Source organism: Sphingopyxis jiangsuensis (assembly GCF_016734905.1).
Lineage (GTDB): Bacteria > Pseudomonadota > Alphaproteobacteria > Sphingomonadales > Sphingomonadaceae > Sphingopyxis > Sphingopyxis jiangsuensis.
Window position 1 is genome coordinate 1,110,947 of the sequence record NZ_JAERPO010000001.1, and the last position, 23,514, is coordinate 1,134,460.

Annotated in this window: 26 protein-coding genes and 2 tRNA genes; 12 read left to right on the top strand and 16 right to left on the bottom strand. The window is 63.0% G+C overall.

Annotation, left to right across the window (positions count from 1 at the left end; all coding sequences use genetic code 11):
• Positions 1-24: 24 nt before the first annotated feature.
• Positions 25-369, bottom strand: coding sequence for a DNA-directed RNA polymerase subunit omega (gene rpoZ, locus JI743_RS05360; RefSeq protein ID WP_201926638.1), 345 nt, complete (start codon positions 367-369; stop codon positions 25-27).
• 132 nt (positions 370-501) lie between these two features.
• Between rpoZ and JI743_RS05365 the strand changes: the two genes are divergently transcribed.
• Positions 502-1,695 (top strand): phospholipase D-like domain-containing protein, encoded by a 1,194-nt coding sequence (locus JI743_RS05365; RefSeq protein ID WP_201926640.1) that lies wholly within the window; start codon positions 502-504, stop codon positions 1,693-1,695.
• Between the two features lie 3 nt (positions 1,696-1,698).
• Here JI743_RS05365 and JI743_RS05370 read toward each other — a convergent pair whose 3' ends face one another.
• Positions 1,699-2,337, bottom strand: a complete 639-nt coding sequence (locus tag JI743_RS05370; protein WP_201926643.1) for a class I SAM-dependent methyltransferase — start codon at positions 2,335-2,337, stop codon at positions 1,699-1,701.
• 141 nt (positions 2,338-2,478) lie between these two features.
• Between JI743_RS05370 and JI743_RS05375 the strand changes: the two genes are divergently transcribed.
• Positions 2,479-3,801 carry an MFS transporter gene (locus JI743_RS05375; protein ID WP_201926645.1) on the top strand — a complete coding sequence of 441 codons (1,323 nt, stop codon included), beginning with the start codon at positions 2,479-2,481 and terminating at the stop codon, positions 3,799-3,801.
• Here JI743_RS05375 and JI743_RS05380 read toward each other — a convergent pair.
• A complete protein-coding gene (locus JI743_RS05380; RefSeq protein ID WP_201926647.1) occupies positions 3,798-6,122 on the bottom strand; it encodes a CDC48 family AAA ATPase in 2,325 nt (774 codons plus the stop codon). The genes JI743_RS05375 and JI743_RS05380 overlap by 4 nt on opposite strands.
• Positions 6,123-6,270: 148 nt before the next feature.
• Between JI743_RS05380 and JI743_RS05385 the strand changes: the two genes are divergently transcribed.
• On the top strand, positions 6,271-7,149 hold the full coding sequence (locus JI743_RS05385) for a LysR substrate-binding domain-containing protein (RefSeq protein ID WP_201926649.1): 879 nt from the start codon (positions 6,271-6,273) through the stop codon (positions 7,147-7,149).
• 7 nt (positions 7,150-7,156) lie between these two features.
• On the opposite strand, the gene JI743_RS05390 is transcribed toward JI743_RS05385, so the two are convergent.
• Positions 7,157-7,231 (bottom strand) — tRNA-Thr (locus JI743_RS05390).
• Positions 7,232-7,347: 116 nt separating this feature from the next.
• On the opposite strand from JI743_RS05390, the gene JI743_RS15275 reads away from it, so the two are divergent.
• Positions 7,348-7,476: a hypothetical protein gene (locus JI743_RS15275; RefSeq protein WP_269090309.1), complete on the top strand. Its 129-nt coding sequence runs from the start codon at positions 7,348-7,350 to the stop codon at positions 7,474-7,476.
• On the opposite strand, the gene JI743_RS05395 is transcribed toward JI743_RS15275, so the two are convergent.
• Positions 7,466-7,780 (bottom strand): DUF1905 domain-containing protein, encoded by a 315-nt coding sequence (locus tag JI743_RS05395; RefSeq protein ID WP_201926651.1) that lies wholly within the window; start codon positions 7,778-7,780, stop codon positions 7,466-7,468. The genes JI743_RS15275 and JI743_RS05395 overlap by 11 nt on opposite strands.
• A 6-nt stretch (positions 7,781-7,786) precedes the next feature.
• The gene (locus JI743_RS05400; RefSeq protein ID WP_201926653.1) at positions 7,787-8,797 is read right to left on the bottom strand and encodes a peptidylprolyl isomerase; all 1,011 of its coding nucleotides are present in this window, start codon (positions 8,795-8,797) and stop codon (positions 7,787-7,789) included.
• Between the two features lie 131 nt (positions 8,798-8,928).
• Here JI743_RS05400 and JI743_RS05405 point away from each other — a divergent pair.
• Positions 8,929-9,019 (top strand) — tRNA-Ser (locus JI743_RS05405).
• A gap of 405 nt (positions 9,020-9,424) precedes the next feature.
• Here JI743_RS05405 and JI743_RS05410 read toward each other — a convergent pair.
• Complete coding sequence (locus JI743_RS05410) at positions 9,425-9,658, bottom strand: hypothetical protein (RefSeq protein ID WP_201926655.1); 234 nt, start codon at positions 9,656-9,658, stop codon at positions 9,425-9,427.
• Positions 9,659-9,680: 22 nt separating this feature from the next.
• The gene (locus JI743_RS15320) at positions 9,681-10,556 is read right to left on the bottom strand and encodes a hypothetical protein (protein WP_314817056.1); all 876 of its coding nucleotides are present in this window, start codon (positions 10,554-10,556) and stop codon (positions 9,681-9,683) included.
• On the opposite strand from JI743_RS15320, the gene JI743_RS05415 reads away from it, so the two are divergent.
• Entirely contained in the window at positions 10,497-10,622 is a 126-nt protein-coding gene (locus JI743_RS05415) for a hypothetical protein (protein WP_314817355.1), read from the top strand. The two genes, JI743_RS15320 and JI743_RS05415, sit on opposite strands and share 60 nt — an antisense overlap.
• A 179-nt stretch (positions 10,623-10,801) precedes the next feature.
• Here JI743_RS05415 and JI743_RS05420 read toward each other — a convergent pair whose 3' ends face one another.
• Complete coding sequence (locus JI743_RS05420; RefSeq protein ID WP_201926657.1) at positions 10,802-11,044, bottom strand: hypothetical protein; 243 nt, start codon at positions 11,042-11,044, stop codon at positions 10,802-10,804.
• Positions 11,045-11,215: 171 nt separating this feature from the next.
• On the opposite strand from JI743_RS05420, the gene JI743_RS05425 reads away from it, so the two are divergent.
• On the top strand, positions 11,216-11,803 hold the full coding sequence (locus tag JI743_RS05425; protein WP_269090299.1) for a LysE family translocator: 588 nt from the start codon (positions 11,216-11,218) through the stop codon (positions 11,801-11,803).
• Positions 11,804-11,821: 18 nt separating this feature from the next.
• Here JI743_RS05425 and JI743_RS05430 read toward each other — a convergent pair whose 3' ends face one another.
• The 4 genes from JI743_RS05430 to JI743_RS05445 are packed head-to-tail and all read right to left on the bottom strand — an operon-like array spanning position 11,822 to position 14,532.
• Positions 11,822-12,874 (bottom strand): TIGR00341 family protein, encoded by a 1,053-nt coding sequence (locus JI743_RS05430; RefSeq protein ID WP_201926659.1) that lies wholly within the window; start codon positions 12,872-12,874, stop codon positions 11,822-11,824.
• A 53-nt stretch (positions 12,875-12,927) separates the two neighbouring features.
• On the bottom strand, positions 12,928-13,740 hold the full coding sequence (locus JI743_RS05435) for a sulfite exporter TauE/SafE family protein (protein WP_330901958.1): 813 nt from the start codon (positions 13,738-13,740) through the stop codon (positions 12,928-12,930).
• Positions 13,713-14,228, bottom strand: a complete 516-nt coding sequence (locus JI743_RS05440; RefSeq protein WP_201926663.1) for a rhodanese family protein — start codon at positions 14,226-14,228, stop codon at positions 13,713-13,715. The genes JI743_RS05435 and JI743_RS05440 overlap by 28 nt, the downstream gene beginning before the upstream one ends.
• A 4-nt stretch (positions 14,229-14,232) precedes the next feature.
• A complete protein-coding gene (locus JI743_RS05445) occupies positions 14,233-14,532 on the bottom strand; it encodes an ArsR/SmtB family transcription factor (RefSeq protein ID WP_227339904.1) in 300 nt (99 codons plus the stop codon).
• A gap of 85 nt (positions 14,533-14,617) precedes the next feature.
• Here JI743_RS05445 and JI743_RS05450 point away from each other — a divergent pair, with 85 nt between their 5' ends.
• On the top strand, positions 14,618-15,496 hold the full coding sequence (locus JI743_RS05450; RefSeq protein ID WP_201926667.1) for an MBL fold metallo-hydrolase: 879 nt from the start codon (positions 14,618-14,620) through the stop codon (positions 15,494-15,496).
• 336 nt (positions 15,497-15,832) lie between these two features.
• Here the strand turns inward: JI743_RS05450 and JI743_RS05455 are convergent, their stop codons facing one another.
• From JI743_RS05455 to JI743_RS05465, 3 genes are read right to left on the bottom strand one after another with little or no spacing between them, the layout of a single operon-like run.
• Positions 15,833-16,138: an alkylphosphonate utilization protein gene (locus JI743_RS05455; RefSeq protein WP_201926669.1), complete on the bottom strand. Its 306-nt coding sequence runs from the start codon at positions 16,136-16,138 to the stop codon at positions 15,833-15,835.
• Positions 16,139-16,194: 56 nt separating this feature from the next.
• The gene (locus JI743_RS05460) at positions 16,195-17,862 is read right to left on the bottom strand and encodes a SulP family inorganic anion transporter (RefSeq protein ID WP_201926670.1); all 1,668 of its coding nucleotides are present in this window, start codon (positions 17,860-17,862) and stop codon (positions 16,195-16,197) included.
• Positions 17,859-18,188 (bottom strand): helix-turn-helix domain-containing protein, encoded by a 330-nt coding sequence (locus JI743_RS05465; RefSeq protein WP_227339906.1) that lies wholly within the window; start codon positions 18,186-18,188, stop codon positions 17,859-17,861. The genes JI743_RS05460 and JI743_RS05465 overlap by 4 nt, the downstream gene beginning before the upstream one ends.
• Before the next feature lie 316 nt (positions 18,189-18,504).
• Here JI743_RS05465 and JI743_RS05470 point away from each other — a divergent pair, with 316 nt between their 5' ends.
• The 4 genes from JI743_RS05470 (at position 18,505) to JI743_RS05485 (ending at position 23,467) form a co-directional block, all read left to right on the top strand.
• Complete coding sequence (locus JI743_RS05470; RefSeq protein WP_201926672.1) at positions 18,505-19,314, top strand: universal stress protein; 810 nt, start codon at positions 18,505-18,507, stop codon at positions 19,312-19,314.
• A 56-nt stretch (positions 19,315-19,370) separates the two neighbouring features.
• Positions 19,371-20,615 carry an APC family permease gene (locus JI743_RS05475; RefSeq protein WP_201926674.1) on the top strand — a complete coding sequence of 415 codons (1,245 nt, stop codon included), beginning with the start codon at positions 19,371-19,373 and terminating at the stop codon, positions 20,613-20,615.
• 25 nt (positions 20,616-20,640) lie between these two features.
• Entirely contained in the window at positions 20,641-21,648 is a 1,008-nt protein-coding gene (locus JI743_RS05480) for a sodium:calcium antiporter (protein ID WP_201926676.1), read from the top strand.
• Positions 21,649-21,748: 100 nt separating this feature from the next.
• Positions 21,749-23,467 (top strand): cation:proton antiporter domain-containing protein, encoded by a 1,719-nt coding sequence (locus JI743_RS05485; protein ID WP_201926678.1) that lies wholly within the window; start codon positions 21,749-21,751, stop codon positions 23,465-23,467.
• The last annotated feature ends 47 nt before the right edge of the window (positions 23,468-23,514 follow it).

Sequence of the window (23,514 nt, forward strand, 5' to 3'; positions counted from 1 at the left end):
GCGATTGTTGCTCGGCTTCGACGATCAGTCGAAATCGCCCCCGCCGCCCGCGGGGCTGCGCGGCGGAGCCGCCGCGGTCAGGCGGAGCGCCTCGGCCGAACGCGAGATCGAGCTGATTTCGTCGGGAGTATCGTCATCGTCGACGACCACCTTCTGCATCGACCCGACGAGCGTGTCCTGAAGTTCGGCAGGACGAATCGTCTGCTCGGCGATTTCGCGCAGCGCGACGACCGGATTCTTGTCGCGGTCGCGGTCGACCGTCAGTTCCGAACCACCCGAGATTTCGCGGGCGCGGTGCGCCGACAGCAGAACCAGGTCAAAACGGTTGGGAACCTTGTCGACACAATCTTCGACGGTAACGCGGGCCATGATAATTCCTTGGATTGAGGAGAGGCTAGCCAGAGGCGTGGCGGCAAGCGCTGCGCGCTAGCAGGGAGGGGCGCCAATGTCAATCGAACCCCCGGCTTGCGGCAGGCGGCGCGCGCAGCCTATGAGCAGCGCATGACCGACCCCCTCCGCCCCGCCAGCGAGACCGAGGTGATAAGCGCAAAGGTGGCAGGGCACGACCTCGAGGTCATCGTCGACGGCGATGTGCGGCGCGAACGCCTGCTCGCGATGCTGGCGGGCGCGACGCGCAGCATCGCCATCATCATGTATATTTTCGAGGCCGACGGCGCAGGCACGCGCGTTCTGGACGCGCTCGTTGCCGCCGCCCGGCGCGGTGTGCGCGTGCGGATGATCATCGACAGCTTCGGCTCCGCCGACCTGTCGGACCATGTTTTTGCGCCGCTGCGCGAAGCGGGGGGAAGCGTGACCTTCTTTTCGCGCCGCTGGCGCTCAAGCTATCTGGTCCGCAATCACCAGAAGCTCATACTCGTCGACGAAGAGGTCGCACTCACGGGCGGCTTCAATATCGCCGATGCCTATCTGTCGGAGCATGACAGCCGGTGCTGGTTCGATCTCGGCCTTTCGGTTCGTGGACCGGCGGTGGCGCGGATTGCACGGTGGTTCGACGCGGTCCACGACTATACGGTGAACCATGACGGCAAGTTGCTGATGCTCCGGCGCATAATCCGCGAATGGCCCGTCGACGATACGCCGGTCGAGTGGCTCGTCGGCGGCCCGACGCAGCGGCTGTCGCCCTGGGCGCGGGCGGTGCGCCGCGACCTCGACGCCGCGCGTACGGTCGACATGGTGATGGCCTATTTCTCGCCGGGGCAAGGCATGCTCCGCCGGCTCGGCCGCGTCGCGGCGCGCGGGCGTGCGCGCTTCGTCATGGCGGGCAAGTCCGACAATGCGGCGACGATCGGCGCCTCGCGCCTGCTCTACGGCTATTTGCTCCGCAAGCGCGCCGAAGTGTGGGAATATCGGCCATGCCGCCTGCATATGAAGCTGATCGTCATCGACGATGTCGTCTATATCGGGACCGCCAATTTCGACGTCCGCAGCCTGTTCGTCAATGTCGAGGCGATGTTGCGCATCGCCGACGCCGGTTTCGCCGCAACGATGCGCGATTTCGTCGCGCGGATGCAGCCCGAATCGCGCGTCGTGACGCGCGAAGGCCATAAGGCGAGCGCTTCGTGGCTCACCCGGCTGCGCTGGACGCTTGCATGGTTCGTTGTCGGCGCGGTCGATTATACCGTGTCGCGGCGGCTCAACTTCGGGCTCGCTGAACCCGACCTCGATGTCGAGTGAATCCTAGTCTTTCCAGCCCCAAAAGAGGTAGCAGGGCGGCACATTGACCCATTCGAACGCGTTGTCGATGCGCTCGAAATGGCGCGCGAGATAATCGCGCGCGCGGGCACGAAATTGATAGACGAGGAAAGCGCCGCCGGGACGCAGCACGCGGTGCGTCGCTGCGGCGATCGCAGGACCGACACCCGCGGGAAGCGTCGAAAAGGGCAGGCCCGAGACGACATAATCGGCATGATCGAACCCGTGCGCCGCGATGATCGCCTCGACATCGGCCGCCGACCCGTTGACCGCGATGAAGCGGCTGTCGCGGATATCCTTGCGCAGATAGTCGATGAAATCCTCGTTGGTATCGATCGCGATCAGCGTCGCGTCGCCCGGCAGATGCTCGAGGATCGGGCGGCAGAAAGTGCCGACGCCCGGGCCATATTCTACGAAGAGCTTCGTCCGTTTCCAGTCGACGGGGCGCAGCATGTGGCGGATCAGGGTCGGGGACGAAGGCACGATCGAGCCGACCATCACCGGATGCTTGATAAAGCCTTTCACGAACATGCCCCACGGTCCGAAAAACCGTCTGAGCCGCTCGCGCATCCGGCGGGACAGCGCGACTTTCGATGCTTGGGCCTGCGCCCGCGGATTGGTCATGATGGCTTTCGCGTTGTTGGCGTTCCCAAAAGCGTGGCAAATGCGGCGGGCAAGCGCAAGGAAAGAGTCACGTTTCGCGGTGGACAGACGGGCGCGCCGTTGTAGGGAGGGCGCGCGGCGCACGAAGAGGAGGAGCGCGACATGGCGACATTATCGCGCGCGATCCCTGCCGACCGCATGGCGGTGCTGTTCGCGATCATGCTGGTCGCGGCGGCAGGCAATACCGCGATGCAATCGATCCTCCCCGCGATCGGCGCCAAGCTCCATATCCCCGATGTCTGGGTCAGCCTCGCCTTCAGCTGGTCGGCGCTGCTCTGGGTGCTGACCGCCCCGCATTGGGCGCGCCAGTCGGACAAGCGCGGACGCAAGGCACTGATGGCGCTCGGCATCACCGGATTTCTCTCGTCGATGGCACTGTGCGGGCTGATCCTGTGGGCCGGGCTGTCGGGCTGGCTCGCCGCGGGGGCGACCTTCCTTCTCTTCGCGCTGTTCCGCAGCCTGTACGGCGCGCTCGGCTCGGCCGCCCCGCCGGCGGTGCAGGCCTATGTCGCGGCGCGCACCGATCCCGAGGAGCGCACGCAGGCGCTGTCGCTCGTCTCCTCCTCCTTCGGGCTCGGCACCGTGATTGGTCCTGCGGTTGCGCCCTTCTTCATCCTGCCCTTTGTCGGCCTGTCGGGGCCGCTGCTCGTCTTCGCGCTGATCGGGATTTTCGTGCTCGTGATGCTGCGCTGGCGGCTTCCGAGCGATACGCCGCGCTTCGCCGCGCGCGGGGCAATCGCGCCCTACCCCACCGCGGGCCTTTCGGACACGTCACGCAGCGACGACGAGGAAGGCGAGGAAGCCGAGGGCGCCGACCCCCAGCCGCCGCTCCGCTGGTCGGACCGCCGCCCACGGCCGTGGCTCGTTGCCGGACTGCTCGGCGGACAGGCACAGGCGATGATGCTCGGCGTCATCGGCTTCCTGATCCTCGACCGGCTCGCGCTGCGCAGCGACCCCGACGAAGGCGCGGCGATGACCGGCATCGTGATGATGGCGGGTGCCTTTGCGACCTTGCTCGCGCAATGGGGGCTCATCCCGCTGCTCAAGCTGACGCCGCGCACCGCGGTGCTCGTCGGCGCGGCGCTCGGCGCGGCCGGGACGCTGATGACGGGGCTTGCCGAGGGGCTGCACGCGATCATCATCGGCTTTGCGCTCGCCTCGCTCGGTTTCGGCCTCTTCCGCCCGGGCTTTACCGCGGGCGCGTCGCTCGCGGTACCGCGCCGCGACCAGGGCGCGGTCGCGGGCATGACCGCGTCGATCAACGGGTCGGCCTATATCGTCTCGCCGGCGATCGGCGTGCTGCTCTACAATTGGCACGCGATGGTCGCATACGGACTGATGGCCGGATTCTGCGCGATCCTCGTGCTGTGGGGGTGGTCGGCGCTGCGCACCGACGCACCCGCGCCCGCGGAGACGCCGCGCTAGGCCTTCGGATCCTCGCCATGTTTTGAATCGCGCACGGGCTTGAGCATCCCGGGCGCGAAGAAACCGATCGGATCGACGCTCATGGCATTCTGCTTGATCTCGCCCTGGATTTTTTCATAGTCGCGCTCCATCGCCTCGGTCACCGAGGCGCGCGTGTCCTTCATCGCCGCGTCGAAGTCGTCCATCGTCACGAGGTCGCTGTCGAGCGACCGCTTGAGCGCGGCAAGCCCGGCCCTGCGCACCAGATCCTCGAGGTCGGCGCCGGTGAAGCGGTCGGCGCGCTTCGCGAGCGCGTCGAGGTCGACATTTTCGGCGAGCGGCATCCGTTTCGTATGGATCTCGAGGATGCGCCTGCGCCCTTCGGCATCGGGGACCGACACATAGATGAGCTCGTCGAGCCGCCCCGGACGCAGCAGCGCCGGATCGATGAGATTCGGGCGATTGGTCGCGCCGATGACGACGACCGACTGCATCTCCTCGATCCCGTCCATCTCGGCGAGGATCGTGTTGACGACGCGCTCCGTGACCTGCGGCTCGCCCGACGTGCCGCTGCCGCGCGCGGGGACGAGGCTGTCGAGTTCGTCGATGAACACAATCGTCGGCGCGACGGCGCGCGCACGCGCGAACAGCCGCGCGATCTGCTGCTCGCTCTCGCCATACCATTTCGACAAGAGGTCCGACGATTTGATCGCGATGAAATTGGCATCGGATTCGCGCGCCGCCGCCTTGGCGAGCAAGGTCTTGCCCGTTCCCGGCGGACCATAGAGCAGGAAGCCCTTGGCGGGACGGATACCCAGTCTCCGGAAGGCCTCGGGATTTTTGAGCGGCAGCTCGATTCCCTCGATCAGCTTCTCGCGCGCCGCATCGAGCCCGCCGATGTCGCTCCACCGCGTCTTGGGCGCCTGCACCATCACCTCGCGCATCGCCGACGGCTGGACACGCTTCAAAGCCCCCAGAAAATCGTCGCGCGTGACGCGTACCTCGTCGAGCACCTCGGGCGGAATCGTGCCTTCCTCGAGGTTGATCTTCGGCATGATGCGGCGCACCGCCTCAATCGCCGCCTCGCGCGTCAGCGCCGCCATATCGGCGCCGACAAAGCCGAAGGTCGTACGGGAGAGCTCGGCGAGGTCGACATCGTCGGCGAGAGGCATGCCGCGCGTGTGGATGCCCAATATCTCGCGCCGCCCGCTCTCGTCGGGAACGCCGATGACGATCTCGCGGTCAAAGCGGCCCGGACGCCGCAACGCCTCGTCGACCGCATCGGGACGGTTTGTGGCCGCAATAACAACCAGATTGGTTCGCGGCTCGAGTCCGTCCATCAACGTGAGGAGCTGCGCGACAAGGCGCTTCTCGGCCTCGCCCGTCACCTGCCCGCGCTTCGGCGCGATCGAATCAATCTCGTCGATGAAGAGGATCGAGGGCGCGGCCTTCGCCGCCGCCTCGAAAATGTCGCGCAGCCGCTTCTCGGACTCGCCATAGGCGCTGCCCATGATCTCCGGCCCGTTGATCAGGAAGAATTGCGCTTCGCTCTCGTTCGCGACGGCGCGCGCGAGGCGCGTCTTGCCCGTTCCCGGCGGGCCGTGGAGCAGCACGCCGCGCGGCGGGTCGACGCCGAGGCGGCGGAACAACTCGGGATAGCGCAGCGGCAACTCAACCATCTCGCGCAGCTGGTCGATCGTCTCGCCAAGCCCGCCAAGATCGTCATAGGTGACGTCGGTGCGCCGCGCATCGTGCGGTTCCTGATATTCGGCGAGCAGTTCGACTTCGGTATTCTCGTCGATGAAGACGACGCCCTTCGGCACGGCCGAGACGACGATCAGACGCACCTCGGCAAGCGCGTAGGCTGGCGCGTTGAGCATCTGGCGGAGCTGCGGCGGCATGTCGCCCGCGGGAAGCCGCTGCTGCCCCGCCGTCGCTACCGTATCGCCCGCGACGAGCGGCCGCCCGAAAAAGCTGCGCTTGAGCGCGAGCGCCGACCCCTGGAGGCGGAGATTCTCCTGCGCTGGGGCAAAGACGACGCGCGTCGCGGGGCGCGTTTCGACGCGGCTCAGCGTCACCATATCGCCCGCGCCCGCGCCCGCATTGGCCCGCTGGAGTCCGTCGAGGCGGACGACCTCGAGACCTTCGTCTTCGCTATAGGGCGCAACGACGCGCGAGGCGGTCTGCCGCTTGCCGCTGATCTGGATGACGTCACCTTCGGTAACGCCGAGTTCGGCCATCGCCGAGCGTGGAATGCGCGCGATGCCGCCGCCGCTTTCCTCGGCGCGCGCATTCGCGACCTGCAGTTTGACGGTCTTCTCTTTTGCCGCTGCTTCGGCCACGCCGTTTCTCCTGCAAAATGGTCAGAATGCGGAAGATAGGAAGCGGGTTCCCGAAATGCGACCCCGCACCAAGCGCCAATTTATGCCGCAGTGCACAATAATTCTGGCTTGTCACCGCGCCCCATGTCATCATTAGGCAGAGATACTTATGCCACGCCTTCCTCCCCTGAGCAGCATGGAGGCCTTCCTCGAGGTCGCCCGCCACGGCACGGTGAAAGCTGCCGCGAGCGAGCTCGGCCTGTCGATGCCCGCACTGTCGCGCCGCATCCAGACGCTCGAACATGCCGTCGGCCGGCCGCTGTTCAACCGCCATCATCACGGGCTCAAGCTGACCGAGACCGGGCGCGAGTTGCAGGATCAGCTGTCGCCGATCCTCGACGAATTGCGCGCCGCGATCGCCCGCGTCGGCAGCCCTGACGCGTCGCTGCGCCTGCACCTCAACGTGCTGCCGCTGTTCGCGCAGCAGCGGCTCTTCCCGCGCCTGCCCGAACTAAGGCGCGAGCATCCCGAGCTACATATCGATATCGACACCATGTCGCACGCCGAGGCGCGCCTCGGCGACGGCATCGACGTCGCCATCGCGCTCGCGCGTTCGATCGACCCCGCGCTCTATGCCGCGCGGCTCGACCAGGACAAGGTGTTCCCTATCGCCTCCAGAACGCTGACCGACGGCGACCGGGTGATCGCGGTTCCCGAACAATTGCAGCGATTGACCATCCTGCTCCACCGCGAAATGCCCGAAACCTTCAGCGAGTGGAAAAAGGCGATCGGCATGCCCTATCTCGAGCCTGCCGGAATCGACTTCTTCGATTCGGGGCCGCTGATGCTCGAAGCCGCAGCGCAGGGGATCGGGGTCGCCTTCATGCACGGCCACCACTTCGACGACGCGCACGACCCGCGCCTCGTCCGCCTGTTCGATTTCGACGTCGACAGCCCGTACAGCTATTGGTTCGTCTGCCGCCCGCGCGCGCTGCGCCAGCCGGCGGTAAAGCTGTTCCACGACTGGCTGCTCGCCGCGCGCATCTGACGGAAAATGGTGCTGCTGGAGAGGATTGAACTCTCGACCTCACCCTTACCAAGGGTGCGCTCTACCACTGAGCTACAGCAGCGTCCGGGACGCCCGCGACCGATGTGTGCGGGGCAGGCGCGGCCTATGGCGGGGCGACCCTCGCCTGTCAAGGTGCGAGGCTTGACGGGGCGCCGAATTCGGACGAATGCGCGGGACGTGAGCAAGCCGCCCTCCCCCGCCGACCTCGAACGCGAACGCCGCCTCGCCGAGGCGCTGCGCGCGAACTTGCGCAAGCGCAAGGCGCAGGCGCGCGATTCGCGGACGCCGGAACCGCCTAAAGACTGATCGTAACCGTCACCATATCGCCATCGGCCAGCGCTTCGGCCTTGCGCACCGCCGCCTTTATCGGGAGCAGCCATCCGCCGCTTTCCTTGTGCGGAAAGACCGATGTGTTCCACACCGTGTCGCCGATCGCCGCGCGCACCTTGGCCGACCCGAAGCCGCCCCTCCCGTCGAGCCATTGGCCCGACATGGCGGCGAGACGTATGCCGTCGGCTGCGTCTCCCGCAATGGTCAGAAAATGCCAGGCTCCCGGCGCGGTCGCCGACTGCCAGCGCCACAGCGGCGTGGCGATGGTGAAATCCTCCACAGCCGATTACTCCGCAGCAACCGGTCGCACCGGGACGGGAATGTTGCAAATGTCGGCGCCGCCGGCGGGCCGGATGAAAAAGGGGTCGCGGCGGTTCGCGCGGGCGTCGGCGTAACGCGCGAAACTGTCGCTTTCGGTCGACAGATATTCGAAGTGCAGGCGGTCGCCACCGGTCAATTCGCTCGCGAGACGAACCGACACGATAGGAACGCGTTGGGCCGCGTCTTCGTAAAAGCCAAGCGCTCCCGTCCCGCGCGGCAGGCTCGACAAATGTTCGATGCCGCTGATCACCCGTCCGACGAGCGCGATATTGCGATCGAGGTGCCGCGGCGCGTGACCGATCACCGTGTAAAGCTCGGCCCCCGTACCCGTGTCGGGTGACAGATTGCGGCCGACGCCGACCATGGCATAGCAGTGGATGGGCCACGCGGACTGATCCTGACGATCAACGGCAATCGGCCAGCCGCGAAAAACGATCGTCTCTTCGGCGAATGGATCGCGAGGGATTGCCAACTGAATCGCCCGAATCTTCTTGTCTCGCGGTTGACGGAAGGCAGCTAGCAGTTCCGCCTCCTCAGACTTCAATTTCGCGCGCAATGCAGCCTGCAAATCATCCTCGAACGGCGCTTCATATTTTCTCTCTGGCACTGTCACCAAACCCTCCGGCAGCGCCTTTTCCTCGGTCGCATCGCCCCACTGCACGACATAATTGTCCTGCACGCGATTGACGCTCGTCCCGTCCCACCAGTGCGCGGCGGCGAGCTTGCGGATATTGTCGATCCAGCCCTGGCTGAACGGCGCCGGCATCAGCTGGATGACGACGCGACGCGGGTTGCCAATGGCGTCCGCCGCCAGGTCCATCACCAGCAGGTCGGACGGCGCGATCGCAATCCAGTCATCGGCGGGAGCAGCATCGACGATCTGCCCCGGCGACGATGCCGCTTCGTCGGCGAGGAGCGGAGCATGGACGGGAAGGACGAGCGAAACCGCAGCGGCGGCAAGGAGCAATTGTCTCATCGCGCCTGTCTGCCACCGCCAACCGGCTTGCGAAAGCCCCTCCGAGCGATTAGGGCGCGCCTTCCAGTGCGAATTGGTTCGGCACCCGATTCACGCTCCGTGCTTCGCACGAAATGACCGGGTGCCTATGCGGAGCGGTGGCCGAGTGGTCGAAGGCGCTCGCCTGGAAAGTGAGTATACGGCAAAACCGTATCGAGGGTTCGAATCCCTCCCGCTCCGCCAACTATCTGTAATATATAACGTTTTATGACTTTTCAGCGGCCTTTGCGCTTGGATCGAGCGCCTTCCTGAGGATGCCGCTGCGGTAATCCGAAGGGACCGTTGCTCATCCGCTGCGAGCTACCCGCAATGCTGGCAAGGCCCTTTGCTGCCGTTTCGAGAGCCGTGACGGCGGGATCACCGATGCATGGTTGCCAACCGTGACCCAATGCTTTTCGTCAAGATGCTCCGGCATGGGATTGGTCCAATTGCGCAAGGATCCTTTGGAGGGGCAGCTTTACCACTGCTCACTCATCAGATTGTCGGCCCCCGAACTTCAGATATGCCAAACATCCAACAATGACCACCAACGAAAAAGGGCCCCGGATGAACTCCGGAGCCCCTTCAAAAGTACCAATCAGCCGGAAATTACGGGCTGGTCGGAGCGTCGTCGTCATTGTCCGACGCAATGATGATGCCACCCACGATCGCAGCGAGAGCGATGATTGCGATGATCCAGCTGCTGCCTTCCAGCTCGCTCTCACCGTCAACTGCTGCGAGCGCACGAGCGCCGTTCACTGCGGGGGCAGCCGACGCCACGACAGGCGCCGCAATCAACGAGGTCGCCGCAATCGACAGCGCGACTTTCTTGATCAGATTCATGATATTCTCCACACACCGATTACTATTTTCGAATCAGCCTATGGGAGAGCTGCTTCGGCATTGGCGGTCTATGAGAATTCGCGTCTGATTTCAATGCGAATTCGCCACCAGATTCGGTTACTTTTCTTTTGTTATTTTTGGGGTTAGCGGCTTGTGGAGTACAGCACTCACCGCGCCGAATAGTGCCTCCAATCGCGGGGTGATGTGGCGGCAAAATTGCCAGAAGCGACGGACGCGTGCCGACTTGTCGCTTCCACCCCGACGGCCGGTAAAACACGCTCCTGGGCCGCCTTGCCGCCATACTTCCAAATTCCAGTGAACGGGCCAATCGCTGCTGAGCAGCTGTAGCATTGCCGTTAAAGGCCGAATGGCCACTCCAACGAGTGCCACAAACATTCCTGCCAAGAAACTGCCGGTAGCCGCCAAAATCACCCACCGGCCCTGTTCGTCGGTTCGACCGACGTTGCTTCATCATGCCCTCGACGCTGCCAAGTTCCCTTGCGAGTGCCTCGCGAGCCTCGCCAACGGATTTGCGATCCTCGGCACCACAGGATCGCGATGCCTGGTCGTTTTCGGCAGCTAAGGTCATTGGTGGGAGCCACATAGCCAGCTTGCCGTGGATGCTTTTGATTTGCTGATCGATTCGATCGAGGCGCGCCTCGATGGTGCGAAGCGTAGGTGAGTAGTCGGGGAGCTTCCCCTTCGCAGCGGCAAGCCCTTCGATCGCGGCTTGAAGGAGTGATATCTCGCTGCGCAGTTCCTCGAAGGCCGCGGCAGCGTTGTTGGCGGGCGTGACCTCGTCGAACTCGCCGGCGACGACCGCGCGGTCATTCTCGGGCTGCTCGTCGAAGCCGCCGCGACATGGCGCGGCGAAGCGCGCGAGCAGCATCTGACGCATTGGCGCCGCCTCGGAAAACGCGCGTTCGCCTATGGCGCCAGCGCTAATGCGATATCGACATCTTGACCACGTTGCATAACCCGCACGACCGTTTCTCGCGGGCGTAACCGCGCACGCTGCCGAGACCGCGCGTCACGACATTATCCTGCGAGCGAACCAACAGATTAAGCCGGTCCGTGATGCAACCATTGCAAATCGCGACGCCTCGAGGCGCCGGATCAGCGCATCGATCTCGGCGGCAATGGTCATTTCGCCTTGGCGCGTCCGCGCGGCGGGCTTGCGGCCACCGCCGCGCTCCGCAGTGCCTCTTCGATCCGGTCCCTAAGCAGATAAGCGCCTCCGAACGGGTCCATGGCAACGAAATGCCGATAAGGCGTCGCGACCAGCACACTGAGGTGCGAACGGTTTCGCCGCCCGATTTCGAGTACGCTTTCGATCCGGGCCACGAGCCCTGGATCCTCGTCAGCATGAACCAGAATGTTGCGCATCGACCATCTCCTGCATATTCCTGCACAATAGCAGGGGCCCCTCCCAATCATTGACCGCGTTCAAATTGCATTATGCACTGAAGGATATGGGCGGACGGTTTCGAGCACCGCCATCAAGGCGCGAAAGGATCGGCGGTTTTGGACCTTCTCGGCTTTGCGTTAGCGGTCCTTTTGATCGAACTCACGCCAGGCCCCAATATGGCCTGGCTCGCTGGACTTGCGGCCGCCGAAGGCCGGCGTAGCGGAACCGCAGCCGTCGCCGGCGTAGCACTGGGATTGCTTGTTAACGCGCTGCTTGCGGCGCTGGGCCTGGCTCTCCTGCTCGAGACGATCCCGATGCTGCAAAAGGTGCTGCGCGTCGCGGGCGCCGCCCTGATGCTGTGGCTGGCATTCGACACGTGGCGGAGCGCGGCAAGCAATATGGACCTTCCCGAGCGTCACCATTCGCTGCGGCGCGCATTCGCGACAGGAATGATGATCAATCTGCTCAATCCGAAATCCTACCTCTTCTTCCTTGTCATGGTTCCGCGCTTTCTAGGCGGCGAGCCATTAAATCCAGTCAATGCCCTCACGCTGGCAGCAACGAGTGCGGCAATCGCAACGACCATCCATTTTGCGGTCGTCTTCGCTGCCAGCAAGGCGCGAGCCTATTTTTCGCACCCGCGCCATCTTGTCATGTTACGGTGGCTGCTTGCCCTCATCATGGTTGGCGTCGCGGCATCTTTTCTTGTGAGCGATTTCGGTGGCGCGGCCGTGTAGCCCGTTGAGCCCAACGGCTCAAAGACCGCCCAATAGATATCGCCCGACCATTTCAATCGATCCCAGGCCGAAAATCAGTCGGCCCGCTGCAAATGACGCGAGTGCGAAGAGGACAAGACCCCAGAGCCCCAGAACGCCGCCGGTCATCCGCCAACTCTTGGGCGGGAGGCCCTGTACGAGAAACATCACGATTCCGGCGACATTCACGCAGACGAGATTGACCGCGAACAGGAAAAGCGCGTTGCCTGCGACAACAGGCTCGCCGATCCCGAGAAAGATGCCGGTGGCGGCTAGCGGTGGAACGAGCGCGACGGCGATCATCACCCCGACCAGCGTAAGCGAGGCTCCGCGGCTGAAAGCGAGGACTCCGGCGGCACCGCAAGCAAGCGCGAGGACGATATCGGCGGGCTGCACGATCGTGCGGTTACGCAATTCATCGACGAGCGGGTCGATCGAAACGCTCAATCCGACAACAAATCCTGCCATGACCGCGCATATCGAGCCGACGAGCAACGTCGCTGCTGCCTTTCGTCCGAGATTGCCATTACCGACGGTCGCAGCGAGCGCGACGCCCATCGTCGGCCCGAGGAGCGGCGCGATGATCATCGCGCCGATCACGACCGCGGTCTGCCCGCTGCGCATGCCCAGCGCCGCAATGGTCGACGACAGCACGACGGTCAGAAGATAGCTTGGCGTGACGTGAAGGCTTTCTTCGATATCGTCGTATAGCTCATCGGTGCTGATCCGGTCGCGGCTGAAGAAACGCTCGAGGGCAGTCGGAGGTCGCAGCGCACCCTGCGCGGGCAATTCGGTCTCCGCGTTTTCGACAACCGGCGGCAACACCGCCTCAAGCTGCGACACATAGGCTGTAAAGTCAGGCATATCGCCGAATTTCGAGGAAAGGTCCTCAAGCAGGCGCTCAGCATATCGCTGCTGGACGATGCAGCTAAATTTCTCCTGGCCGCCCGGCACCGTCTCCCGCCAATAGCGCCGGCTATGGCGTCCGAGCACCAGTTCGAGCTCTCCAATTTGCTCGTCGGGCAAGAAAATCTCGACCAAGCGCGCCGCCATGCGTCATCCCCCGCCAAATTCGAAGCCTCGCCCCAGCTCGCGCCCCCCCCTGCTCAGGCGCCCCCGATCAGGATGTAGATGCCGACAGATATCACGAGGACAGCGAAGAGTCTTTCGAGCAACGACTTGCGTTCCGCCATAATGCGCCCGATCGCGATCCCCGAAACGGCACCCGCCGCTCCGCCAGCCATCAGCAATCCGACGAGTGCCCAGTCGACGAGCCCCGATAGTGCATAGGATATCGCGGTCGTTGTCCCGAGCGCGGCGACGACAAACAGCGAAGTCCCGACGGCCGCGACAATCGGCATCGCGGTCGCTGCCATCAGGCCGGGCACGATCAGAAATCCGCCACCAATTCCGAAAAATCCAGCCCCCAGGCCAACACCGAAGCCGATCGGCACGAGACGTGGAAGCAAATGGGGGGCGCTGCGTCGCGTGAGACGCACCCCCGGATCGTCGGGCCTCTTGCGCTTGCGCAGCATGGAAAGCCCGACACCGACCATCAACAGACCGAACAGAAACAATAACCTCGCACCGTCGACGGATTTTCCCAATTCTGCCCCGATCGCGGCACCGACGACGCCAGCCAGAGCGAAAGTGAAAGCACAGGGCCATTTGACATTGCCCCTGCGTGCATGACCGCCGAGTCCGGCGAGAGCATTGACCGCGACAGCGACCGCCGCGGTCCCGATCGCTTCATGGGTCGAATCGACGCCGACGACATAAATGAGAAGCGGGACCGCGAGGATCGATCCGCCGCCGCCCACGAGCCCGAGCACGAGGCCGATCAGTGCCCCCGAAGCGACGACCGGCAGAATATCGGCAAGCGACACGATATTCAGCCGGAACGCGCAGCACGGTTCCACGGCATGTGGCCAAGCAGCAGCGCCATACCGCACCATCCCGTCGCGCCAGCCGCCATCAGTCCGCCCCCCACAAAGGCTGAAATCCCGAGAAAGGCCGGGGACACGGTCAGGCCGAGCGCAATTCCGGCCAACACCAGGCCGCCCGCGACGAGCTGGACCTGGCGCATGATTTCAAGCGGCTGCCGCCGATCGAGACGAAGCGGCAGACCCGCACGCCGCCATGCATCGAGCCCGCCGCCAAGGATGTGACACGGCGCGCCGCGCGAAGCGCTGAAAAGAATGTTTTGGTTGGCCGACGTTCGTGCGCCCGAGCGACAGTGAAAGACCAGCGAGCCTGGTGGAAGATCCCCGAGACGGCCGACCGGAACATTCCTCGCCCCGGGGATATGCTCGCGCGCATATTCATCGGGCTCGCGAATGTCGACAAGGGTCGCGCCGCGATCGACAAGCTCTCGTGCTTTATCAGCGTCGATGATCGGTAGGGACATTGAATCAATCCTTGCAATAAAGTTTGTAGAGTGTCGCGAGCAGCGCCTCGGCGTTGGGATCGGCAATCCTGTACCAGAGCGTCTGGCCTTCGCGTCGGAAGGCCACCAGTCCTTCGTCGCGCATCCGGGCGAGGTGCTGCGAACATGCCGATTGCGACAAGCCCACATCGTGCGCGAGGCCCCCGACAGCCACTTCGCCATGTTCGACGAGCTTGCAGAGCAGCATCAGGCGGCGCGCATTACCCATCGCCTTCAGCAGGTCGGCGACCTTTGCAGCCTTCGCCTCGAAGTTTGCGAGGTTCATCGGTGAGCGCAGCATCGCAATTCCTTTCATCAGGTATTGCTAATTTAGATACTTCTAATATATTGTCAAGGATAAGGAGATCATGATGCAAGCCAAAGCCGTCATCACACCATTTTTCGACGAGGCGACCAATACGATCAGCTATCTCGTCGCCGACCCGGCCAGTAAGGAGGCGGCGGTTATCGATCCGGTTCTCGATTTCGACCTCGCCAGTGGCGCGGCCAAATTCGGATCTGCCGATCGCATTCTCCAGGCCGCGGCCGATGAGGGGTGGCGGATCGTCCTGATCCTCGAAACCCATGCCCATGCCGACCATCTGTCGGCTGCGCCCTATATCAAGGCAAAGACGGGCGCGGACATTGCCATCGGAGAGCATATCCGCGATGTTCAGAAGATCTTCGGTCCTATGTTCGGCCTTGACGATATGACGCCCGACGGCTCGGACTTCGACCGGCTGTTCGCCGATGGCGACCGGTTCAAGGTCGGCGAACTGACGTTTGAGGTCATGCATGTTCCCGGACACACGCCCGCAGATGTCGCCTATCGCGTCGAGGATGCAGCCTTCGTCGGCGATACGCTGTTCATGCCTGACTATGGATCGGCGCGTGCCGATTTCCCGGGCGGCGACGCACGAACACTTTATCGCTCCATTCGCCGCCTTCTTAAACTGCCGCCGGAGACACGGCTCTTCATGTGTCACGATTACAAGGCTCCGGGGCGCGATGAATATCGCTGGGAGACGACCGTTGCCGAACAGCGAAACAGCAACGTCCACGTCCATGAATCCGTTTCGGAAGATGAATTTTCCGCCATGCGCGAGGCACGCGACGCAACGCTTGCGGCTCCGAAGCTCCTCCTGCCTTCAATCCAGGTCAATATTCGCGCGGGGCGCTTCCCCGAAGCCGAAAACAATGGCGTCCATTACCTGAAAATCCCGCTGAGAATTCAAGAGACACAGCCCTAGGATCGTGGAGGAGGGTTAGGCGGCTTCAGATCGGAAGTAATGGTGGGCTTAAGGCACAGCGCGATGACCTTTCATGCCGACTTATTGCGTAGCGTCTCGCGGAGCCGCGTCCGATCCCGCAGCGACGCGAGCATTGGACATCGTCAAGATGTTGCGGCGGGTCGGCGCGCGAACAGGAGCGCCGTTTTGTGCGCAGCGGCGCGTTCCCTGTGTTCCGAAGGTTGGGTGCATCCAGCTATATGCTGGTGGCCCGTCCGGCGACGATCAGCGGAGGCATGAAGGAAAGGGCGAACCGGTTCGATGCGGGGTAGAAGGCGCGCGGCGCCCGCCGGAGGTTCAACGTTTTCGGACGAACTCGGCACGCAAAACGAGCCCCCGGATGCTTTCGTGTCGGCAATCAATCTCCTGCGGATCGCCGGTCAACCGGATTGACTTGATCACCGTTCCGACCTTGAGGGTTCTGCCTGCGCCCTTGACCGCGAGATCCTTGACAAGAACGACGCTATCGCCGTCGGCGAGGAGGTTGCCTGCGGCATCGCGCACATCGACATGACTGGCGGCTTCACGGAGCCGGACCAGTTCGGAAGCCGCCACCCACTCGCCACTCTCTTCGTCGTAAACATATTCTTCGTCACCGTTCATGTACCGCTCCTTGTATATCTGCGCAGGCTCCTGACTTTGCTCTGCGGCCAGCGCCGTCAGATTTCGGCAATCTCCGCCAGTTCGATACCGAGCGCCTGCGCGCTTTTGTAATCGGAGGCATAGAATAACCGGCTCGCACCCTCCCCAAGGCGCATGCGCGCAAGAATTGCCGCTGGTTGCGACTGCACGCCGGACAGGATGACATATGCTCCCGCAGCCGAAGCCTGATCAACGAAGTCCGCGATTGCCTGCGCACCGCTGGCATCGAGCAGCGGAACGAGCCGCATACGCAGGATGATGACGCGTGGTGCCTCGCCGAGCCGGCGAAGCGTGTCGAGCAACTCACCGGCCACGCCAAAAAAGAAGGGTCCAGCAATGCGGAATACCTCAACCCCCGGTGGCAGATCATCGCGCTGGTCGATGTCCTCGGCGTCGCGACCTGACTCGGTCGGCATGCCGCGCCCGACTTCCACCGCCTCCGCCATCCGCGCCATGAAGAGAAGCGAAGCCAGCGTAACGCCGACCGCGATAGCGACCGTCAGGTCGACCGATATCGTCAATATGAAGGTGAGCAACAGCACGGCCCTGTCGCTGTTGGGCATCCGGAGCAGTAGCAGAAACCGCCGATGCTCGCTCATGCCCCAGGCCACGATGAAAAGAATCGCCGCGAGCGACGCCATTGGCACAAAGGACATGAGGTGCCCGGCAAACAGGATGAAGGACAGAATCGCCATTGCATGCACGATGCCTGCGACGGGCGTTCTTGCTCCCGATCGGATATTGGTCGCAGTTCGCGCGATCGCACCGGTTGCCGGAAGTCCGCCGAACAGAGCCGAACCGAGGTTCGCGACGCCCTGTCCAACGAGTTCCTGATTCGGGCGATGCCGGGTTCCGGCCATACCGTCGGCTACGACGGCCGATAGCAATGCTTCGATTCCGGCGAGAAAGGCGATGGTGAAGGCCGAAGGCAGCAAAGCGCTGATGCGCATGAGCGACAGATCGGGAATGGAGGGCACCGGCAGACCGGCGGTTATGCCGGGAAAGCTTGTGCCTACGGTGTCGACCGGCAGTCGAAAATGCGCGACGGCCGCCGACGTCGCCACGATCGCGATCAGGAATGCCGGGAACCGTGGTGCCAGTCTTCGCAGGCCGACGATGATTGTCAGTGCCGCGATGCCGACCGCCAGCGTCACTGGATCGAACGTGTCGAGCGCTTCCAAAAGGGTGTGCCACCTTGCAAGAAAGTCCGCCGGCACTTCGGCGACCGAAAGGCCGAGGAAATCCTTGACCTGGCTCGAGGCTATGATCACCGCGATGCCTGCCGTGAAACCGGTAACCACTGGATGCGGGACATATTTTATCATTTGCCCGAGGCCGAGCGCGCCCGCGGCAATCAAGATCAGTCCTGCCAGCAGCGTCGCTATAAGCAATCCGTCATAGCCGTGGGCAGCAATTACGTTGAAGACGACGACCACGAACGCACCGGTCGGCCCTCCGATCTGGACGCGCGACCCGCCAAGAGCAGAGATCAGGAAGCCCGCGACCACGGCGGTGACGAGCCCCCTGTCGGGGGACGCGCCGCTTGCGATACCCAATGCCATCGCAAGCGGCAGCGCCACGATCGCAACCGTCAGGCCGGCAAGCGCATCGGCGCGAAAGGTAGCGAAGGAATAGCCCTCGCGCCACACGCTCAACAGCTTGGGTGTCAGGCTTCGCGCGCTCACTGCACGCCGGACTTGCCCGCGTAGCGGGGCGAGAGCTGGGATCGTCCGGACCTGTCGGGCGGTTCGCTCGACGGGACGAGAGTGTCGCGGAAACGGACGCCACGTCCGGTTCCGATGCTCGGCGCATTCTCACCGAGCAACTCGATGCCAGCGGTCTCAAGCGCCGAAATCACCTTCACGAGCGTGTCGACAACACCGCGCACTTGACCATCCGATGCTTCCATTCGCTGGATCGTCGGGAGCGACAAACCCGCCAACTCGGCAAGCTGTCGCTGATCGATCCCCAGCAGGGCACGGGCAGCCCGCATTTGTTGCGATGTGATCATTCAGCCCCTCTATGATGTATTATACATCATTTATAATTTGGAGAACTGAATATACAAACTTCAAACATGCTTTTCAATAATCAAAACATGCTCCTGTGGGCAGCGCATGCGGGATATCGTCCATCAGGATAGAGAGCCCGTGTCGATGTCGATATTGGCCGCTGACCGCGCGGCGCCGGCAACCTCCCCTGGCGAGGTTGCCGCACGGCAATCAAGAAGCTCCTTGTAGACACAGCAAATCTTACGACTTCCATCACTTGCCCCGACCGACAATCGATGCGTTCCATGCTATACTCATGGCGAGGGAGAGATAATCATGCGCAGCATCCTCGTTCATGCCGACCATGATACAGCCTGTGACAGGCGGCTGGATGCCGCCATAGGATTGGCGAAGCGCCATGGCGCTCATCTCTCGGTGATGATTGCAACGCCGTTTCAGCAATATCTGGTCGGTGACCCCTTTGGCGGCGCCCAGATTGCGGCCGAGGCCTTTGCGAAGGCGCAACAGGACGACGCATTGCTCGATGCGCGCCTACGCGAGCGCCTCGACGCTGACGATCTGTCGTGGGACATTCTGGGCGCACGCGACGGTGTGATACCGTCTCTGGCCGGCGCCGCTATATTGGCAGACCTCGCGATCGTGGGCCTTCCCGAGGCGGGGAAGGATGATCGCAGACGACCGGCAATGCTGGCGGCCGATCTTGCGCTTGCAACGCCGGCTCCCGTGCTCGCACTTCCCGGCCATTCGAAAGCGATCCCCGCCGATGCACCAATGCTCATTGCCTGGAACGGCAGTGACGAGGCCGCCCGCGCGCTGCGCGGTGCCTTGCCGCTGCTCAGCGCCAGCCGCGAAATCCTGCTGCTTTCGGTTGGCGAGACTTCGGGAACGTCCGCCGACGACGCATTGTTGTTCCTGTCGCGCCGCGGCATCAAGGCGAATAGCAGAGTGGCGCAGCGGGTCGGACTAAAGGCCGAAGAGCGCATCGAAAAAGAGGCTGAGGCGATGGACGCCGAGTTGATCGTCATGGGTGCCTTTGGCCACCATCGCATGCGCGAGACCATCTTCGGAGGAGCGACGCAATATCTCGTGCGTTGCGGGCGCTTCGCATTGCTCCTCGCCCACTGAGCGCGAACCGGGAACGGCCGTCGGTGCGGCTCGATAGACATGGGAGAGCAATCGCGTTGGACCAGATTGGCACCGACCGGAACTTCGATTCCGAGCCTTCTGAGCCCACCCTTCTGCGTGCATTGAATTTGCCGCTGCTGACGCTTTATGGGCTTGGCGTCACCATTGGAGCCGGGATTTATGTTCTCGTCGGCGCGACCGCCGAGGATGCCGGCACGCACGCCCCCCTCGCCTTTCTGATCGCCGCTGTCGTCGCCGCCTTTACCGCGCTCTCCTACGCCGAGCTTGCCGGCCGCTTTCCGGTCAGCGCAGGTGAAGCCATTTATGTCGAAGCCGGATTCGAAACGCGGCGGCTGACACTGCCTGTGGGCCTGCTGGTGGCATTATCGGGAATTGTATCGGCTTCTGCCATCGCTATCGGGGCGGGGGCCTATCTTCAGGGAATCACAGGCCTCCCCGTGTCGGTGCTCGCCATATCTGTAGTGGTTGCCATGGGCCTGCTAGCGGCATGGGGGATTGCACAGTCGGTGACGGTTGCCGCAATCGTAACGCTTGTCGAAATAGCAGGACTGCTGCTCGTCATAAGCTGGGGTCTTGCTGGCACCCGATCAACCGGTGCAGCGGCTGCAGACCTGGTTCCTGACTTCAGCTCAGACACATGGGCCGGGATCGGCGCCGCATCGCTGCTCGCCTTTTTTGCCTTCGTCGGTTTCGAAGACATGGTCAATGTGGCCGAAGAGGTGCAGGAGCCCGCGCGGACCTATCCACGCGCGATTATCTTGACCCTCGTGATTGCAACCCTGCTCTATGCGGCCACGACGACGGCCGTGATCCTGAGCGTCCCGATGGTCGAACTGGCGGGGAGTGCAGCGCCGCTGGCGCTGGTGTTCGCAGATGCGCCGACGCTGCTGCGCGATCTGTTCGTGGTCATCGCGATCGTCGCGACGATGAACGGAATTCTGATCCAGATCATCATGGCCTCCCGCGTGTTTTTCGGGCTGGCGCGCGGTGGCCACCTTCCTCGACAACTCTCCGCGATTTCACCGCTGACGAGGACGCCAATCGTCGCAACGGCGTTGGTCGTGCTGATTATCGCCGTGCTGACGCAAGCCCTTCCCATCGAAACGCTCGCCGAACGGACATCGCAGATTGTTCTCATCGTATTCATCCTCGTAAACTTGGCGCTCCTGCGGTTGAAAAGCCGGACAACAGCGCCGGCCGCCGAATTTTCCATCCCCCGCATCGTCCCGGCAATTGGAGCTGTTTCCGGCGTCGCGCTTATGTTGTCAGGCTTGCTGTGATATCCGCCAACCCAAGGGCAGCTCCATGGATGTAGCGTCCGTCTGGATAAAATTTGCACTCTGCTCGGCGCTAATCGCCGTGGCAGGGCCCAAGTTGGTCAAATATGGGCATCGGATTGCCGAGCTCACCGGATTGTCGAGCACCTGGGTAGGACTCTCGCTGCTGGCAACCGCCACTTCGCTCCCCGAGCTGATCACCGGCGTGAGCGCAGTAACGGTTGCCGATGCGCCAAATATTGCGGTGGGGGACGCGCTCGGCAGTTGCATCTTCAATCTCCTGATGCTCGTGCTCCTCGACGAGTTGTCACGCACGCATCCCGTTTACCGACGCATCGAGCAGGGCCATATTCTGACGGCCGGATTTGGCGTGATCATGATCGGTACGGTCGGAGCCGCGATCCTCTTGAATCAAGCTGGCCTCGATGGCCGCGTACTGCACATCAGCCTGTTCACACCTTTCCTGATCCTGCTTTATCTCGTCGCCATGCGCGCCTCGTTCGATTACCAGCGGCGCGTCACGCGCCCATTTGCGAAAGAAGATGTCGGTGCAGGGCTGACGCTGGGACAGGCGGCGCGGCGCTATGTCGCCGCCGCATCCGTGGTGATCGCAGCCGGGTTTTGGCTTCCGCTGATTGGCGTCGAACTTGCCGAGACGATGGGATGGCAGACAACCTTCGTCGGCACCCTGCTCATCGCGGCCAGCACGTCAGTCCCCGAATTTGTGGTCAGCCTCAGTGCCTTGCGAATCGGCGCAATCGACATGGCAATCAGCAATCTACTCGGGAGCAATCTGTTCGATGTTCTTGCGATCGCCATCGACGATCTCGTCTACGGCTCAGGGCCGTTGCTGTCCTCTGTATCCGGCGCCCACGCTGTCACTGCCTTTGCCGCCGTCATCATGTCGGGCATTTTCATCGTGGCCTTGCTGTTCAGGCCCGACAGCCGCATACGCGGGACCATTAGCTGGATAAGCCTTTCGCTGCTGATGACCTATCTATTCGGCGCATATGCAAGCTTCCTCCTTGGTGAATAGGGTTTGAGTCCTGACCCGTCCCGGCCCGAGCCTGCACTGAAGAAACTTGTGTCGTCACTGTCACACTTCCTATGCTGAGAAAGAAGGAGCGCATCTGCGAATGGAGATTCCGGTCCACATTCCTTATCTTCGGGAGGTTCTGCTTTTCCTTCTAAGCGCGGGCCTGATCGTGCCGCTGCTGCAGCGGGCAATCAGTCCGGTGATCGCCTATTTCTTTATCGGCAGCGTAATCGGCCCCTTTGGTCTTGGCCTTCTCGCCGACAAGATCGACGCGGTCTCCTGGTTTGTGATCACCGACCTCGAGGGTGTCGCCATTTTTGCCGAACTCGGCGTGATATTCCTTCTCTTCGTCATCGGACTCGAGCTTTCGCTTCAACGCTTGTGGGCGATGCGGCGCCAGGTCTTCGGCCTCGGCGGTGCGCAGGTCATCGCCACGGGAATGGTCATCGGGGGAATAGCCTTTTTGTGGGGCAATAGCCCCGCAACCGCTATCATCCTCGGCGCCTGCCTGGCGCTGTCGTCGACTGCCATCGTCACCCATCTGCTGATTGAGAGCGGAAGGCTCGGAACGCCATCGGGACGCGCGGCCTTCGCCATTCTGTTGATGCAGGATTTGGCCGTCGTCCCGATCCTGTTCGCCGTGAGCGTGCTTGGTACCGTTGCGATTGGCAATATCGCGCTTGGCTTCACACTAGCGCTGCTTCAAGCGCTAGCGGCCATCGGCCTGATCTACATCATCGGCCGGATTGCGCTGCGCCCGCTATTGCGCCTCGTCTCCGGCACAAACAGCCGGGAGGCCTTTGTGGCGATTGTGCTCGTGCTCGCCATCGGCACGGCGGCGCTGACCGGCTATGCTGGTCTTTCGATGGCGCTCGGTGCTTTCCTCGCAGGCCTGCTCGTCGCCGAAACCGAGTTCCGACATCAGGTAAAAGTCGACATCGAACCCTTCAAGGGCCTCATGCTCGGCCTGTTCTTCATGTCGGTCGGCATGGGGATCGACTGGCGCCTTGTGATCGACAATCCGGCCTGGATTGTCGCATCGGCAACAGGCCTCATACTTCTGAAAATCACGATCAACTTTGGGCTGTGTTTGGTCTGGGGTCTGCCGCGCCACCGCGCTGCGGAAGTCGCGATATTATTGGGGCAGGCCGGCGAGTTTGGGTTTCTCGTCGTCGGGCTTTCGGTGACGGTCGGCCTCTTGCCCGCACCGGTCGGCCAGTTCATGCTCATGGTGGTCGGGCTGACCATGGTGGCGACGCCTGCGCTCGACCGAATCGCGCGAAGGGTATCGAATGCCTGGGCGAAGCCGACGGCCGACGAAAATATGATCACTGTGTCGAGCGACGAATGCGACGGCCATGTCATCATAGCCGGTTACGGGCGCGTGGGCGAAACGATCGCCGAGATACTCGACAGGCAGGGTCTTCGCTATGTTGCAATCGACCGCGATTCCCCATTGGCGTGGTCGGCGGCTTCGGCCGGCCGCCCGGTGCGCGTCGGCGACGCATCGCGATTGGATACGCTACGCGCGGCGGGACTGGACCGTGCAGCAGCGGTCGTCGTGACAATTGCAGACGAGGATGCCACCGAAAATCTTACGAGCGAGATCCACCGCATCGCCCCCCTGCTTCCGATCTTTGCGCGCGCGCGCGACACGGCCCACGCACAAAGGTTGCTCGAAAAAGGCGCGAACGTCGCCATACCCGAGACGGTTGAGGGGAGTTTGCGGCTTGCGCAGACGCTGTTGACCGAATTCGGCATCGATGAGGAGCTTGCCTCGCAGAGTATCCGCGCAATGCGGCCGGCTACTGAGTCCTGAAGAAGGTTACTGCAGAGTTGGCCCGGAACTTTATGGAAAGGCGGCAA